The 13,838-nt window shown below is 65.2% G+C and carries 15 protein-coding genes and 1 pseudogene; 2 read left to right on the top strand and 14 right to left on the bottom strand.

Translation table 11 applies throughout. The features are described 5' to 3' along the window. The 12 genes and pseudogenes from ACFQEU_RS05425 to ACFQEU_RS05370 form a co-directional block, all read right to left on the bottom strand. Nucleotides 1-1,696 (bottom strand): annotated as a pseudogene (locus ACFQEU_RS05425) (hypothetical protein); the annotation flags it as partial. Between the two features lie 16 nt (nucleotides 1,697-1,712). Beyond that, nucleotides 1,713-2,132 (bottom strand): PPC domain-containing DNA-binding protein, encoded by a 420-nt coding sequence (locus tag ACFQEU_RS05420; RefSeq protein WP_379780032.1) that lies wholly within the window; start codon nucleotides 2,130-2,132, stop codon nucleotides 1,713-1,715. Between the two features lie 185 nt (nucleotides 2,133-2,317). After that, nucleotides 2,318-2,689: a NifU family protein gene (locus ACFQEU_RS05415; protein ID WP_379780030.1), complete on the bottom strand. Its 372-nt coding sequence runs from the start codon at nucleotides 2,687-2,689 to the stop codon at nucleotides 2,318-2,320. Between the two features lie 57 nt (nucleotides 2,690-2,746). After that, a complete protein-coding gene (locus tag ACFQEU_RS05410; protein WP_379780028.1) occupies nucleotides 2,747-3,082 on the bottom strand; it encodes a DUF5783 family protein in 336 nt (111 codons plus the stop codon). Nucleotides 3,083-3,364: 282 nt separating this feature from the next. Beyond that, nucleotides 3,365-3,925 carry a hypothetical protein gene (locus ACFQEU_RS05405; protein ID WP_379780027.1) on the bottom strand — a complete coding sequence of 187 codons (561 nt, stop codon included), beginning with the start codon at nucleotides 3,923-3,925 and terminating at the stop codon, nucleotides 3,365-3,367. A gap of 402 nt (nucleotides 3,926-4,327) precedes the next feature. Next, on the bottom strand, nucleotides 4,328-5,755 hold the full coding sequence (gene lpdA, locus ACFQEU_RS05400) for a dihydrolipoyl dehydrogenase (protein ID WP_379780025.1): 1,428 nt from the start codon (nucleotides 5,753-5,755) through the stop codon (nucleotides 4,328-4,330). Beyond that, entirely contained in the window at nucleotides 5,755-7,410 is a 1,656-nt protein-coding gene (locus ACFQEU_RS05395) for a 2-oxo acid dehydrogenase subunit E2 (protein WP_379780023.1), read from the bottom strand. Before ACFQEU_RS05395 ends, lpdA begins: the two co-directional genes overlap by 1 nt. A gap of 2 nt (nucleotides 7,411-7,412) precedes the next feature. Further along, entirely contained in the window at nucleotides 7,413-8,399 is a 987-nt protein-coding gene (locus ACFQEU_RS05390) for an alpha-ketoacid dehydrogenase subunit beta (RefSeq protein ID WP_379780021.1), read from the bottom strand. After that, a complete protein-coding gene (pdhA, locus tag ACFQEU_RS05385; RefSeq protein ID WP_379780019.1) occupies nucleotides 8,399-9,502 on the bottom strand; it encodes a pyruvate dehydrogenase (acetyl-transferring) E1 component subunit alpha in 1,104 nt (367 codons plus the stop codon). The genes ACFQEU_RS05390 and pdhA overlap by 1 nt, the downstream gene beginning before the upstream one ends. A 358-nt stretch (nucleotides 9,503-9,860) precedes the next feature. Next, nucleotides 9,861-10,136: a hypothetical protein gene (locus tag ACFQEU_RS05380; RefSeq protein ID WP_379780017.1), complete on the bottom strand. Its 276-nt coding sequence runs from the start codon at nucleotides 10,134-10,136 to the stop codon at nucleotides 9,861-9,863. Between the two features lie 140 nt (nucleotides 10,137-10,276). Then, complete coding sequence (locus ACFQEU_RS05375) at nucleotides 10,277-10,681, bottom strand: DUF8146 domain-containing protein (RefSeq protein ID WP_066412396.1); 405 nt, start codon at nucleotides 10,679-10,681, stop codon at nucleotides 10,277-10,279. A 95-nt stretch (nucleotides 10,682-10,776) separates the two neighbouring features. Beyond that, complete coding sequence (locus tag ACFQEU_RS05370) at nucleotides 10,777-11,319, bottom strand: GNAT family N-acetyltransferase (protein ID WP_379780016.1); 543 nt, start codon at nucleotides 11,317-11,319, stop codon at nucleotides 10,777-10,779. 88 nt (nucleotides 11,320-11,407) lie between these two features. Here ACFQEU_RS05370 and ACFQEU_RS05365 point away from each other — a divergent pair, with 88 nt between their 5' ends. Together ACFQEU_RS05365 and ACFQEU_RS05360 are read left to right on the top strand one after the other, a co-directional pair. Continuing rightward, a complete protein-coding gene (locus ACFQEU_RS05365) occupies nucleotides 11,408-11,800 on the top strand; it encodes a DoxX family protein (protein WP_379780015.1) in 393 nt (130 codons plus the stop codon). Nucleotides 11,801-12,279: 479 nt separating this feature from the next. Further along, on the top strand, nucleotides 12,280-12,537 hold the full coding sequence (locus ACFQEU_RS05360) for a hypothetical protein (protein WP_379780014.1): 258 nt from the start codon (nucleotides 12,280-12,282) through the stop codon (nucleotides 12,535-12,537). Between the two features lie 113 nt (nucleotides 12,538-12,650). Here ACFQEU_RS05360 and ACFQEU_RS05355 read toward each other — a convergent pair whose 3' ends face one another. Beyond that, complete coding sequence (locus ACFQEU_RS05355; RefSeq protein WP_379780012.1) at nucleotides 12,651-13,604, bottom strand: ABC transporter substrate-binding protein; 954 nt, start codon at nucleotides 13,602-13,604, stop codon at nucleotides 12,651-12,653. An 80-nt stretch (nucleotides 13,605-13,684) separates the two neighbouring features. Next, a partial coding sequence (locus ACFQEU_RS05350; RefSeq protein ID WP_379780034.1) for a Brp/Blh family beta-carotene 15,15'-dioxygenase occupies nucleotides 13,685-13,838 on the bottom strand: 154 nt, incomplete at its 5' end.

Below are 13,838 nucleotides of genomic sequence, written 5' to 3'. Positions count from 1 at the left end.
CGACCCGATCGAGGAGCCGGTCCTCCACGACCGGTCCGCCGAGGCTCTGGAGGCTGGTCGCAGCGAACTGTGCGGTCTGGGGGTCGTCGTCGGCGACCGCGTCCGCGAGCGCCTCGAACGCGGCGACGCTCACGTCGTGCCAGAGGTAGGTGTACTCCGGGTGGAGCGGGCAGTCGTACGTCGTCGCCCACGACAGCGCGGTTTCCGGGTCCGGATGTTCGAGGTCCACGTGGGGGTCGTCCGAGAGCGCCTGCACGTCCGCCCCGGCAGCGTCGAGCTCCTGTATCCACCACTCGGAGACGTACGACGCGGGCGCGAGCGGGTGGTTGTTCTCGACGAACTCGCCGTAGTTGACGAGGTACTCGCCCAGGTCGAGGATCTCCTCGACGCCGTTGCGTATCTCGCGGGCCTCCTCGGGGTCGTCGATCCGGCGGACCTCGCCGTTCGCGAGCTTCACGGTGGGGCCGTCGATCGAGTCCACCGGTACGACACCGTGGGCTTTCCCCGGCCGCTCCGTCTTGATCTGCGTTCCCGCGGCGAGGAAGTCGTCCACGATATGCATCGTCGCCGGGTGGACCCCGCCGGTCGCGAAGCCGTGGTTGCGTGCCCGCCCGTAGCGGAGCCGGAACCCGCCGGGCTCGGAGGGGTGGGTGAACACCGGCCGGCCCGCGATCAAGTCGCGGAGGAACTTCTGTGAAGGTTCGGGCCGCGGCGGGCCGTCAGGCTCGGAGCCGTCTCCGCCGTCTACGTCGGAAGGAACGCCCCCATCGTCGGCATCGACGGTATCGCTCTCGGCGTCCGCGTCAGCTGAGGCGTTCTCGGCGTCTGCTGCGTCGTTCTCGACGTCCGCGTCCGCCCCGATCGTCCCGTCGATGAGGTCCTGTAGCCACGGCCAGTCGACCTCGTCGAGCTCGCGGGTGTACCGCTGGATCTTCGGGGCCTTCAGCGCGATCCCCTCGGCGGCGACGAGACACATCCCGCCGCGCGCGGAGTTGGTGTCGACCCGTTCGAGATCACGGAACCCCGACACCTCCTCGTCGCCGGTGGCTTCCCCGTCGAGCATCACCGGGAGGTGTTTCGCGATGAACTTCGACTCCTTGTCCTTCGGCGTGTACTGGAGGCCCGTCTCCTTGTCGTAGAGCGCGATCTCCTCGGCGTACCGCTCGACCTCCTCGGTCCGAGCGTGGTACTCGTCGATCCCCAGAAGCGACCGGGCGTAGTCGGCGACGAGCACCGATAACGCCTGTGCGGTCCCACCGGCCGACCGGATCGGGCCGGCGTAGTAGACGTTGATGAACTCCGACCCGTCGTCGTTTTCTAGCAGCTCGACACGGTCGATCCCCTCGATCGGCGCGGCGACGACCCCCTCGGTGAGCAGCGCGACCGCGGTCCGAACGGCACCCTCGACTTTCCCCGCGCGGGAGTCGTACTCGCCGACGGTCCCCTCGACGAAGTCCGTGACGAGCTCGAGGGCCGCCTCCTCGCGGGACATCTCGCCTTCGAGCTCGCGAACGCGCTCGGCCACGCCGTCGATCCCGAGGATGTTCTCGACGCGGTCGGCCATGTCGCGGGCGACCGGGATCTCGATCTCCGGTTCCGGATCCTTCCCCTGCGCCTTTGCGGCCTCCGCGACCTCGAACGCCTCGTCGAGACGCTCCTCGATCCGGGCGAAGTACCGCTCGTCGTCCGGCCTCATCGGCACTCCCCGTCCATCACAGCCACAGGTCGAGGTCGGTCACCGGGTCGTACTCGCGTTCCAACGGATCGGCGAACGCCCGGAAATGGCACTCGCCCGCCCAGACGGTCGCAGCGTCGAGGTGGCCGGCGAGCGCCTGCCCGCTCGGCCGCGAGAGAACCGCGTGAGTGTGCGCGAACACGTCGCCGTCGAGCAACGAGACGTTACCGACACAGGCCGCGACCTCCAGCGGTTCGTCGAACGTTACGGAGCGATACTCGGTGTCCTCTTGGTCGTAGAACCAGACCTCGGCGTCCTGTACCGCGCCGAGCGCCGAGAACCATCCGGCCTCCGCGTCCGCCTCGCGGGCGAGGTCCTCGATCTCCTCGCGCCAGTCCGCGCCGGTCTCGAACCGTGCGACGTACTCCGCCGTCGGTTCGACCTCCCGATAGTGCATAGAGAGCGGTGACAGCCCCGAGGCAAAAAACCGACCGGTGGTAAGGCCTCGCCGAGCAGCGATAGTCGACTTCTATATCGCGTTATATAGTTTACCACGTGCGGCCGCATCGAATCGGGGAGACACGTCTGTCGGCACGAGAACGCCGATACACGGCGGAAACCGTCGAGAAAACTGAACCGCGCTTAGAACGGGGCTTGCGGCCCTTCGTCGTCACCGTCGTCGCTCGTCTCGCCCGGGAACGAGGGAGACATACCGCCACCGGTGCCGCCGAGGTCGCCGTCCGCTCCGCCACCCATACCGGTGTCGGCGTGGACCGTCTCGATCTCGGGGATCTCCTTGACCATCCGGGACTTGATCGCCTGGATCGTCATCGGGGAGATACCACAGCCGGAACAGGCACCGCCGAGCTGGATGTGGACCTCGCCGGTCTCCATGTCGAGGTGGCTGATCGCGGCGCTCCCGCCGTGCATCTGGATCTGTGGGAAGTTGCGCCGCAGGAAGTTCGTGACGCGCTCGCGGAGGTCGTTCTCCGCGTCGGCCGTTTCCGTGCTCATGCGTTTCGATTGGCGTTGGCCGTGCTTATGCCTTTGGTTCGTTCCCGTTTCGTCGGCTCACGCGTCGGGAGCGGGGTCCTCGACGCCGAGCGTCCGGTACAGCTCCGTTTCGATCCGGTCGATGTACTCCTGGAGCGTCGCCTCGAACTTCTCGTCGTCGACGAGGACCCCCTGGAGCCGCTCACGGGGGTTTTCGGGCAGCTCGACCCGGAACTCTCCGTCCTCGTACATCGGTTCCGACTCGTTGAGCACCATCTGGTCGATCCCGTGGATCAACTCGGAGTCGTAGCGGTCGTTCATCTGGTTGAACGCGTTCTTGTACGCCCGCTGGAGCTCCGGGAAGTAGTGGACGTACTTGTCCTCGAACTTCTCGGGGTCGAACTCGTCGGCCATACCGCGTGGAACGGCCCGACGAGGAAAAAGCCGGTCGATCCGTCAATCGATCCGTCCCCGGTCCGAGAAACCGAGGCGGATCACGGCGCCATCACCCGATTCTAACCGGATCCTGAACGAATGATGATAATCGACGGCGTAAGGATTAAACTACATATCGCTATATAAAATGAGGGGCGAACCATGGCGCTGAAGTTCGGTAAGTAACTCTCAAATCCCGATGAATTGCTGTATATAAGGGTGAAGTCGTTTTCGGCGCTCAACCCCGAATTTAGTGTGATTTTATCCTTCTTGTTCAACAATCTGATTCACATAAATCTCATGCGTACACCCCTCATCCTCCTCATCCTCGACTTCTATCCTGACAGTCACTTCAGCAGGAGTAACCTCGACAACCTCGTCGAAGGAAACCGGTGGACAAGTCACGTATTCACCGTCTGTATTCTGAATAGCGAACAGATTCACTCTAGCCTCACCTGACCTACTAACATAACCAGGGCTCCCCCAGCTTGAATCGAACTCGGTCTCCAATTGCTCTTCCACGTGGCGAACGGCTGCTCTAGCAGCCTCAACGCCACAAGGTTCGTCATCATCCGACACAGTCGTTTCGATCGGATCGGCTCTGCCCTGCTCGTGTCGTTCCGAAACGCTACAATTAGTTGCGTTCGAACCATCCTCATCGTTTTCGGACTGCTCGTCCTCGGTCGTTGAGTCGTCTGTTTCACCACCACCGTTGAAGTCGTCGGTTTTGTCTCCACCGCTTCCTCCTAAACAACCTGCTAATACGACCGACGCCGTAGTGCTGAGTCCAAGGAGGGATCGTCGGGACAAGCGTGACACCATATTTTATCGTTCAGTTTTCTAGGAATATGCTTTCTGGCTACCTGTATTTTATACGTATGCGGCTTTGTTGAAATCCTCAGAAATTGATAGTTCCACCCTTAATTGCTCGATACTGAATACTGGAGCCACACTAACCACCCCATCCTGTTGAGATTTTATATAGTTTTTAATTGATAATAAAGCCAGTTAAAATCAAAGTCTAGGAGTTGTTGCTATCGCTCTTTCACTTGGTCAACCAGTCGGTAATGATAGCGATCGAGGGTCAGATACCTCTCTCGTTGTAACCTGTTTAAACAATTGTGAAATTAAGGCACGCATCAAACACATCCTCCGAGATTATAGACATGGCGCTCACGCTCGACGTCGAGACGAGCGGAAAACGGAAACAGCGTGGGAGCCGCCCTACCGGTTCAGCGTGTGGATCGCCTGCCCCTGCGCGTTCTCGGCCGCCTCCATCACGGCCTCCGCGAGCGTCGGATGGGTGTGGATCGTCGCGGCGACGTCCTCCAGCGTCGCGCCGAGCTCGATGGCGAGCGCGACCTCGGCCACCAGTTCCGACGCCTCGGGACCGACGATCTGGCCACCGAGCAGGAACCCGTGTTCCGCGTCGGCGACGAGCCTGACGAAGCCGTCCGTGTGGCCGGTCGTCATCGCGCGGCCCGACGCGTTGAACGGCATCTCGCCGACTGCGACCTCGAAGCCCGCGTCCTCGGCCTCCGCTTCGGTCATGCCGACCGTCCCGATCTCGGGGTCGGTGAACACCGCCGCAGGCATCGCCTGATAATCGAGCGCCGCCGGTTCGCCGGCGACGTGCTCGGCCGCGACGATCCCCTCCTTCGAAGCGGCGTGAGCGAGCATCGGGTCGCCAGCGACATCGCCGACCGCGTACACGTGCTCCGTCGACGTCCGAGCGCGGTCGTCCGTCTCGATGAATCCGCGATCGGTCGTCTCGATCCCGGCGTTCTCGACATCGAGCCCGTCGGTGACGGGCTGTCGGCCGACCGCGACGAGGATCCGATCGACGCCGTACGTCGATGCCTCGCCCGACTCCGTCTCGGTGTGGAGTAGGTACCCGCCGTCGCCGCTCTCCGTCCACTCGCTCGCACCCTCGCCGAAGTGGAACTCGACGCCGAGCGACTCGGCGCGTTTGCGGACCACCCGCTTAACGTCGTCCTCGTACGGGTCGAGGATGTCGTCGAGCATCTCGACGACCGTCACGTCGGCGCCGAGCTTGGCGTACGTCGTCGCTAACTCCATCCCGATGTACCCGCCGCCGACGACACCGAGGCGATCGGGAACCGAGTCGGCGTCAAGCGCGTCCGCGGAGCTCCAGACGTGCTCCTCGTCGAACTCGAATCCAGGGATCTGGATCGGTCGCGACCCGGTCGCGACGATCGCGTGCTCGAACTCGATCGATTCCGAGCCCTGTCCGTCACCGCCGTGTGCAACGCGAGCGGTGTGCTCGTCGACGAAGCTGGCGGTCCCCTCGATGAGGTTCACGCCGTTGGCCTTACACAGCTTCTCGACGCCACCGGTCAGGCGGTCGACGACCCCGTTCTTCCACTCGATCATCCGCGTGAGGTCGACGGCGGGGTCGGCGTGGATCCCCATCTCCTCGGCGTTACCCGCCTCGTGAGCGAGACTGCTTCCCGTGATGAGCGCTTTGGAGGGGATACACCCCCGATTGAGACAGGCCCCGCCGTAGGCGTCTTTCTCGACCAGCGTCGTGTCGAGTCCGTTCTGTGCGGCGCGGATGGCGGCGACGTACCCGCCCGGGCCCGCACCGATGACCAGTACCTCCGTTCCGGTGGCGATATCTCCGACGACCATTATTCGTTCAACAGCAGCAGTGGGTTTTCAAGGTGTTCCATGACGGTGTTCGCGAATCGGGCCGCGACCGCACCGTCGACGACGCGGTGGTCGATCGACAGCGACAGCGGGAGCGTCGGCGCGGGAACGACGGTCGTCCCCGCCTCGTCGTCGAGGAACCCCTCGTCGACGTCGGAGCGGTCCCTGACGACGGGTCGCTCCTCGATCGCTCCCAGTCCGAGGATCGCGGTCTCGGGGTAGTTGATGATCGGCGTGGCGTACTCTCCGCCGATCGCGCCGAAGTTGGTGATCGTGAACGTTCCGCCCTTCATCTCCGCGGGTTTGATCTTCCGGTCACGGGCGCGAGCGGCGAGGTCGTTCACCTCCTCGGCCAGCTCGAAGAGGCCCTTCTCGTCGACGTGTTTGACGACGGGAACCATCAGGCCGGCGTCCGTCGCCACCGCGATCCCGAGGTTGTACTCGCGTTTCAAGGCGATCTCCTCGTCGTCCTCGCGGAGCTCGCTGTTGAGGTACGGGTGCTCTTTGAGCCCCGCCACGATCGCTTTCATCACGAACGGCATGTACGTGAGTTTCACACCGTTTGCCTCGGCTTTCGGCTTCAGCTGCTCGCGCGCCTCGACGAGCGCGTCGACCTCGGCGGTGTCGTGATGGGTGACGTGGGGCGCGGTGAACTTCGATCGCTCCATCTGCTTGCCGATCGTTCGGCGAACCCCACGATAGGGCACCGTCTCCTCGACCGCGTCAGGCGCGTCCGTATCCGCGACCGACGCCGGGGCGGATACGGACGCGTCGGACGTCGACACCGACTTCGGGGTCGACGCGGGCTCCGAACCCGCCGTCTCGACGACGGTCGCCTCCGTGTCGCGCTCGGCGTACACCCGAACGGCCGCCTCGTCGACGAACGGCTCGCCCTCCCGCATCTCATCGGTCGGAACGTCGTCGATGTCGATCCCGAGCTCGCGGGCGACTTTCCGGGTCGCCGGCGTCGCCAGCGTCGTCTCGCGGCCGGCCGGCTCCACGCCCGACGCCGACGAACCCTCGGTGTGGTCGCTCTCGCCCCGCTTACTGACCGCGGACTTTCGATCGCTCGACCCGATGTCGACCGGTTTGGGGCCATCAGCGTCGGATCCGGCGTCATCACCCGAGGAGGAGTCGGTCGCCCCGCCTGACTCCGCGTGCGCCCGCACGTCACCCTCGTCGATCCTGCCGCCGGGACCGGATCCGTCGACCGCCGCGATGTCGACGCCGAGCTCGCGGGCGAGTCGACGGACGGAGGGCGGCGCGAACGTTCGTCCCGACGGCGTCTGTGGTTCCTCGGTTGCGGCCGAGATGTCATCCGCGTCGTCGGCGGGTTCCGCGGCGTCGGCGGCCGCCGTGTCGTCTCCGGCTCCCGAGGCAGTTGCTTCGCCGTCCTCGTCGACGCGGAACGAGATGATCACGTCGCCGACGGGGACCATCTCCCCCTCCGCGACGAACAACTCCTCGACGACGCCGTCGTACCGCGACGGCACCTCGACGAGCGCCTTGTCGGTCTCCACTTCGGCGACGGGTTGGTCCTCCTCGACGCGGTCGCCCGGCTCGACGAGCCACGTCACCAGTTCACCCTCGGCGACGCCCTCGCCGACGTCCGGGAGTTTGAATTCTTTGACCGGCATGGTTAGAACTCGGCAGCCTCCCTGATACCCTCCTCGATGCGTTTCACGCTCGGGAGGTAGTAGTCCTCCAGCGCGTACAGCGGGTACGGTACGTCGAACCCGGCGACCCGTTTGACGGGTGCCTCCTGGTACAACAGCGCCTCCTCTTGGATGATCGAGGTGATCTCCGCGGCGAGGCCGCCGGATTTGGGTGCCTCGTGGACGACGGCGGCGCGGCCGGTCCGCTCGAACGCCTCGACGATCGCCTCACGGTCCAGCGGCGATATCGTCCGGAGATCGACGACCTCACACTCGATACCGTCTTCCGCGAGGTTCTCCGCGGCCTCAACGGTCCGACGGGCCATTGCGCCGTAGGTGAACACGGCGACGTCCTCGCCCTCGCGACGGGTGGCCGCCTCGCCGAGCGGAACCGTGTACGGCTCGTCGGGCACCGCCTCGCGGAAGGCCCGATAGACGAGCTTCGGTTCGAGGAAGACGACCGGGTCGGGGTCACGTATCGCCGAGGCGAGTAACCCCTTGGTGTCGTACGGCGTCGACGGCATAACGACCTTGAGCCCAGCCTCGTGGGCGTAGAACGCCTCTTTCGACTCGGAGTGGTGTTCGGGCGCGCGGATCCCGCCGCCGTAGGGTGCACGCAGCGTCATCGGCAGGGTGAATCGGCTCCGCGTGCGGGTTCGGAACCGCGCCATATGCGAGACGATCTGGTCGTAGCCGGGGTACATGAACCCGGAGAACTGTATCTCCGGGACCGGGCGCATCCCCATCGCGGCCATCCCGACCGCACAGCCGATGATGCCGGACTCGGCGAGCGGGGTGTCGACGACGCGGTCGCCGCCGAACTCGTCGTACAATCCCTCGGTGGCGCGGAAGACGCCGCCGTTCTTGCCGACATCTTGTCCGAGCACGACGACGTCGTCGTCTCGGGCCAGCTCCGTGTGTAACCCGTCCCGTACCGCCTGTACCAACGTGAGGTTCTGTGTTTCGCTCATTACTCGTGTAAGAAGGCCTCGTCACCGTGTTCCTCGCGGAGCGCCGCGAACCGCTCGTACTGTGCTTCGAGCTCCGGCGGGAGCTCCTCGTAGGCGTGTTCGAAGATCTCCCGCGGGTCGGGCCGCGGGACGCTCTCGGCCGCGTCGATCGCGTCGGCGACCTGCGCCTCGACGCTCGCTTCGACCTCCGCGACCCGCTCGTCGTCGAGGACCCCCGTCGACCGAAGGTACGACTCCAGTCGCGGGATCGGGTCCTTCCGTTTCCACTGCTCGACCTCGTCGTCGTCGCGGTAGACAGTGGGGTCGTCCGCGGTGGTGTGTGCGCCGAACCGGTACTGCACCGCCTCGATCATGGTCGGACGCGGGCGGCCGTCCGGGGGGTCACGCGCCTTCTCGACGGCAGCGCGGGTGGCGCTGTACACCGCGAGCGGGTCCATTCCGTCGACCTGGATCCCCTCGAAACCGTACGCCTGCGCCTTCTGTGCGAGCGTCGCGCTGCGCGTCTGTCGCTCGCGGGGGACGGAGATCGCCCACTGGTTGTTGTTACAGAAGAAGACGTTCGGAGTGTCGAACACGCCCGCGAAGTTCATCCCTTCGTGGAAGTCGCCCTCGCTCGTCGCGCCGTCGCCGAAGTAACAGAGGAACACGTCGTCGTTGCCCTGGAGTTTCGACGCCCACGCCGCGCCGGTCGCGTGGGGGACCTGCGAGGCGATCGGGACGGCGACGGGGAAGACGTTCGCGTCCTCGGGGACGTTGTTGCCGTCCTCGTGACCCATCCAGTAGAGGAGCGTCTTTTTCAGCGGGACACCGCGGACGACGGCCGCACCGTGTTCGCGGTAGGAAGGGACGATCCAGTCGTCCTCGGCGAGTGCGAACGCCGAGCCGATCTGTGCCCCTTCCTGGCCGGAGAGTGGGGGATACGTTCCCATCCGGCCCTGTCGCTGGAGGCTCACCGCCCGGCCGTCGAAGTGACGGGCGAGTCGCATCTGTCGGTACATGTCGACGAGCGTCTCGTCGTCGAGATCCGGCACGTCGCCGACGACCTCGCCGTCCTCGTCGATGACGCGAACCGGGTCGTCGAACGCTCTATCGAACACGCTCACAGTCGAACCCACCTGTTCATATGCGAACTGTCCGACGCCCGGGTAATATGGCTTTCGTAAAAGATTTATTATGGGCAGAAATAGGCCACCAGTTCAGGTAACTGTCCAGTAGCAAATGCGATAATCGAACGTTTTTGAATCTTGAGCCGGGTATCCGGCAATATTTTCGTCGAGATCGCCGATTCGGCGAACAGTAATGGACAAACAGGAAGGTTTCTCGTCGGATCGGAACCGCGGGCGGCGTCGGGGAGGAGGAAAAATGAGTGGATCAGGGTGTGTGGAGTGAGTGTTTCGAGAGGGAGGAGACCGGCTCTATCGGGACGTGCGTGTGTAGTTCGGCCCCGAACACGTCCCGTTCCTACCGAAGCCAGACACCAGCGACACACGTCACGACGCCGGCGATAAGCGGTGTGACGTTGACGATGGCGTCCCCTTCGGTCGGCGCGACGATTTCGGGCAGGATCACCGCGTGCCATGCGAGGGCCGGTACATCGAGGAACGGGGCGAAGAACGACCAGAAAGCGAGGATCCCGAGGGCGAACAGTGCATAGCTAACAAGGCTACGGAGGACACCCCCAACGCGACGTATCGGACTCCTCTCACTGGTCGTCTCGCTCTCCACGTCGTAGTCCATATGTCGAGACCGGCACGGAAATAAAAAAGTTTGATCGAAGAACCCCACTGCTCAGGCGTATAACTCTACTATCCGTTACTTCAAGTGGAGACCTCAGGATAAGCAGTTCACGACGCCCGTCTTCGACCGAGACAGCGACGTCACCCGAGTCGGAAAGAGGGTTCGTCGGGTTCGCCGTCGAGGTCCTCGAGTTGGATCACGTCCTCGTCCTCGTCTTCGAGCTGCTCGCGGAGGTAGTTGACGTAGCGTTTGTGCTCTTCGAGCTGCTCACGGAGGTGGTCGGCTTCGAGCTCGAGCCGCTCGTGTTCGCGGACGAAGCTCTTCGGGACCTCGATCTTCGGCGGGAACGACTCGCCGCTGTCGCCCATACTTTCGAGCTCCGCCTCCGGGATGACACGGACCTGTCCGTCGTGGGCAACGAGCGTGTCCACGTAGTCCCGGAACACGGCCGACAGCGAGATGTCCCGCTCCTCGGCGATATCTCGGAGGGTCTCGAACGCGTCCTCGTTGACGCGGAACGAGATCGTCTTGTTCTTGTTGCCCATTATCGGCCGATCGGCCCGCGTGGTACTTAAGCGTTTGTCAGACGACCGCACACGAGGGGGGGAGACGGACCGCGTTCGGCCCGGATCGAGTCCGGTTACTCGACGCGTTTGACCGCGAGCCCCGCCGCACAGACGCACGTATCGACGCACTTCGGACACTCCTCGACCGGCCGGTCGAACGGCTCGCGGTGGGTCGTCTCGTACCCGTGGCGGTCGAAGAGGCGTTCCGGCGAGTCGTCACCGCCGTGATACCACGAGTCCGCGAGGAGACAGTCCACGCCGTGGTCGCGACCGATCGCCTCGACCCGCTCAAGCAACCGGCTCCCGATCCCCCGCCCGGTCGCGTCGGGCCTGACGTACCCCATCTCGAGGAGGCCGTAGCGATCGGCCGCCGGCAGCAGGTCGGGATCGTCGAAGAAGTACATCTCCTCGGCGACGGCGGCCGGGTCGTCGTACACGTCGACCGCCATCACGCCGAGGATACCGCTCTCGTCCTCCGCGATCCGGACGTGATAGTCCGGGTCGCCGACGCCGGGATCGACGGTGTAGGAGCTCCCCTCGGAGAAGTGCGCGGTGACGAGCGCCTCGATCTCCGCGACGTCCGCCGCCGTTGGCTCCCGAAACGTGATCGACTCCATCGACCCGTTATACGAGCCCCGCGGTGAAATGGATCGCGGGTCGCGTGCCACGCTACGCTTTTACCCGGCCGGAGTGTCATGTTGACACATGGGAGATAACAACACGGAGACGGGTGGCGGATCGCTCTCGCGGCTCGGCCGGGTCGCCGTCGGCGTCGGGCTGGCGGCGCAGGCCTCGGAGGACTTCCGGGAGATGGACGAGACGGTCGAGTACGCGGAGTCGGCGGGCGTACCGATGCCGGACGTGATGGCCCCGTTCGCCTCGGGGATGATGCTCGTCGCGGGCGTCGGGATCGCCCTGTGGCGCGCGCCGCGGATCGCGACCGGCGCGGCGGCGACGTTCCTCGTCGTCGTTACGGCGACGATGCACGACTTCTGGAACGCCGACCCGGAGGACAAAAGCGGCGAGCGACTGGCTTTTTTCGGCAACCTCGCGATGCTCGGCGGGGTGCTCGTCCTCCTGCGAGAGGCGTATAAATAGCCGACGCACGCCGTGGATGACGACTCGCCCTCGCTGCCGGTGCCGAGAGGGTTATTTATAACCGAACGGACGGATACGGAAGTGATGACGGCCACGCGATCCGGCCGGCTCGGTCGTCCGGAGGCTTATAAGTCGCGTACGGGAAGGGACCGAGCCCCCGCGATTGCGGCCTGCGTGCCGGGGACGGATCGTGCGGGGGGCGAGGAGGACGGGAGTGCGCTTATAAGGATACGCGCGCAGCGAGACGCTGCGCCGATGACGGGCCGAACGCTGCGCCGATGACGGGCCGAACGCTGCGCCGATGACGGGCCGAACGCTGCGCCGATGACGGGCCGAACGCTTCGTTCCCGTCGCCGGCGGCTGTGCGGCCGGGGACGAGGTTCGAAGGCGTGAGGCGCGTCGCGATCATCGACGGATCGACTCCGCGGAGGGGGCGGCACCGAGATATAAATAGGGTGAAACCGGATCCGACACCGTGTATGAGCCCTCCCGACGAGCCGAAGAACACGAGCGGTACGGAGCCGGCCTCGGATCGAACCGCGGACTACACCAGGTTCGACCGGACGAGCTTCGTGTTCTTTGCTGCCGTCGTTCTGACGGTCGTTCTCCTCGTGCTCGCTTGGCTAAACGTGTTGGCCGCATCCGGGTTCGACGATCTCGGAGGGGGGCTCGCGTATCTGGTACTCGCCACGTTCGGCAACACGGTGTTGATACTGATCGTCGCCAGCAAGCGCTGAGAACGCTCGTAGTACCTATCTGATCGATCGGCCGCCGAACACGGGCCGCCGAACACCGGCCGCCGAACACCGGCCGCCGAACACCGGCCGCCGAACACCGGTCGACCGTCAGTTCACTCCGCCCGCGGGAGGTGCTCGTTGGTGAACAGCTGCTCGGGCGGCAGCTCGTCGGCGGGGATCGGCTCGCCGTCGAGCGTCGTGAGAACCCCCTCGTCGGCAAGCCACTCGACGAACGCGGCCCACCGCGTCTCGTCCATCACGCCCCACGCGCCGTCGTCGGTGAGATACGCCTCGGAGACGCGCCGCTGGCTCTCGCGGAGGAACTCGGGATCGTCGGCGTCCATCCCGCGCGCAGTCAACCGGAGCAGGTCGGCGGCGGTCTCCGGCTCCTCGGCCGCGAACCGATACCCGCGGGTGGTGGCGTCGAGAAAGTCGGCGAGCCGGTCGTCGTCCGCTTCGATCGTCTCCGGCCGGGCGAGGAGGACGGGCGTGTACCCGTACGGTACGTCGTACTCGTCGAGCCCGAACGCGTCGAGTTCGGTCCCGGCGCGCTCGGCTAACAGCCCCTCCCAGGGCGTGAACACCCACGTCGCGTCGGCGTCACCGTCGAGGAGGGTGTTCGGGATCCCGAGCTTCGGCGGGGTGATCGACTCGAACTCGCCGTCGCCGCCGTCGTTTTCGATCATCCGGGCGACGATGTGATCCTCGAAGCGCGCGTCGTAGGAGGCGTACCGCCCGTCGTCGAGGTCGGCCGGGCGGTCGACATCGCTCTCGGCGAGCGTCACGATCGCGCTCAGGTCGACCTGACACACGGCTGCGACCGCCGTGAGCGACGGGTGCTCCGGGTGTGTCGAGTAGCTGATCACGCTCTCGGAGGGACCGATCGCGAGCGTCGCGTCCCCCGTCGCGACCCGCTTTGCGGGCGTCGTTTCGTAGTCGTCGGTCGCGGGCGAGCGGATCGTAACGTCGAGCCCCCGCTCGTCGTAGTACCCCTCCGCCGCCGCGACGTAGAAGCCGGTGTGGTTCGTGTTGGGTGTCCAGTCGAGGACCAAGTCGATCTCGCGCATCCGTGGATGTTACGACACAGTGATAAAAGTGTGTACTGGTGTCCAGTGTAACGGAACGAGCCGACGGTGTCGCTCTCGCGTTACGCCCGCCAGATCCCCTGACGACCATCGAGCCACGCGACCACGGCGACGTGCGGCAGCGTCATCGCCGCGATGGCGACGAGCGACACCCCGAGCAGGTCGCCGGGAGCCGCCACCCCGTACGGCACCGCGAGTGCGACACCTCCGACGACG

It is taken from the genome of Halorubrum tibetense (genome assembly GCF_042661865.1).
Taxonomy (GTDB): Archaea; Halobacteriota; Halobacteria; order Halobacteriales; family Haloferacaceae; genus Halorubrum; species Halorubrum tibetense.
Note: the sequence above shows the minus strand (reverse complement) of the source record. Positions and strands in the feature narration are given on the sequence as shown.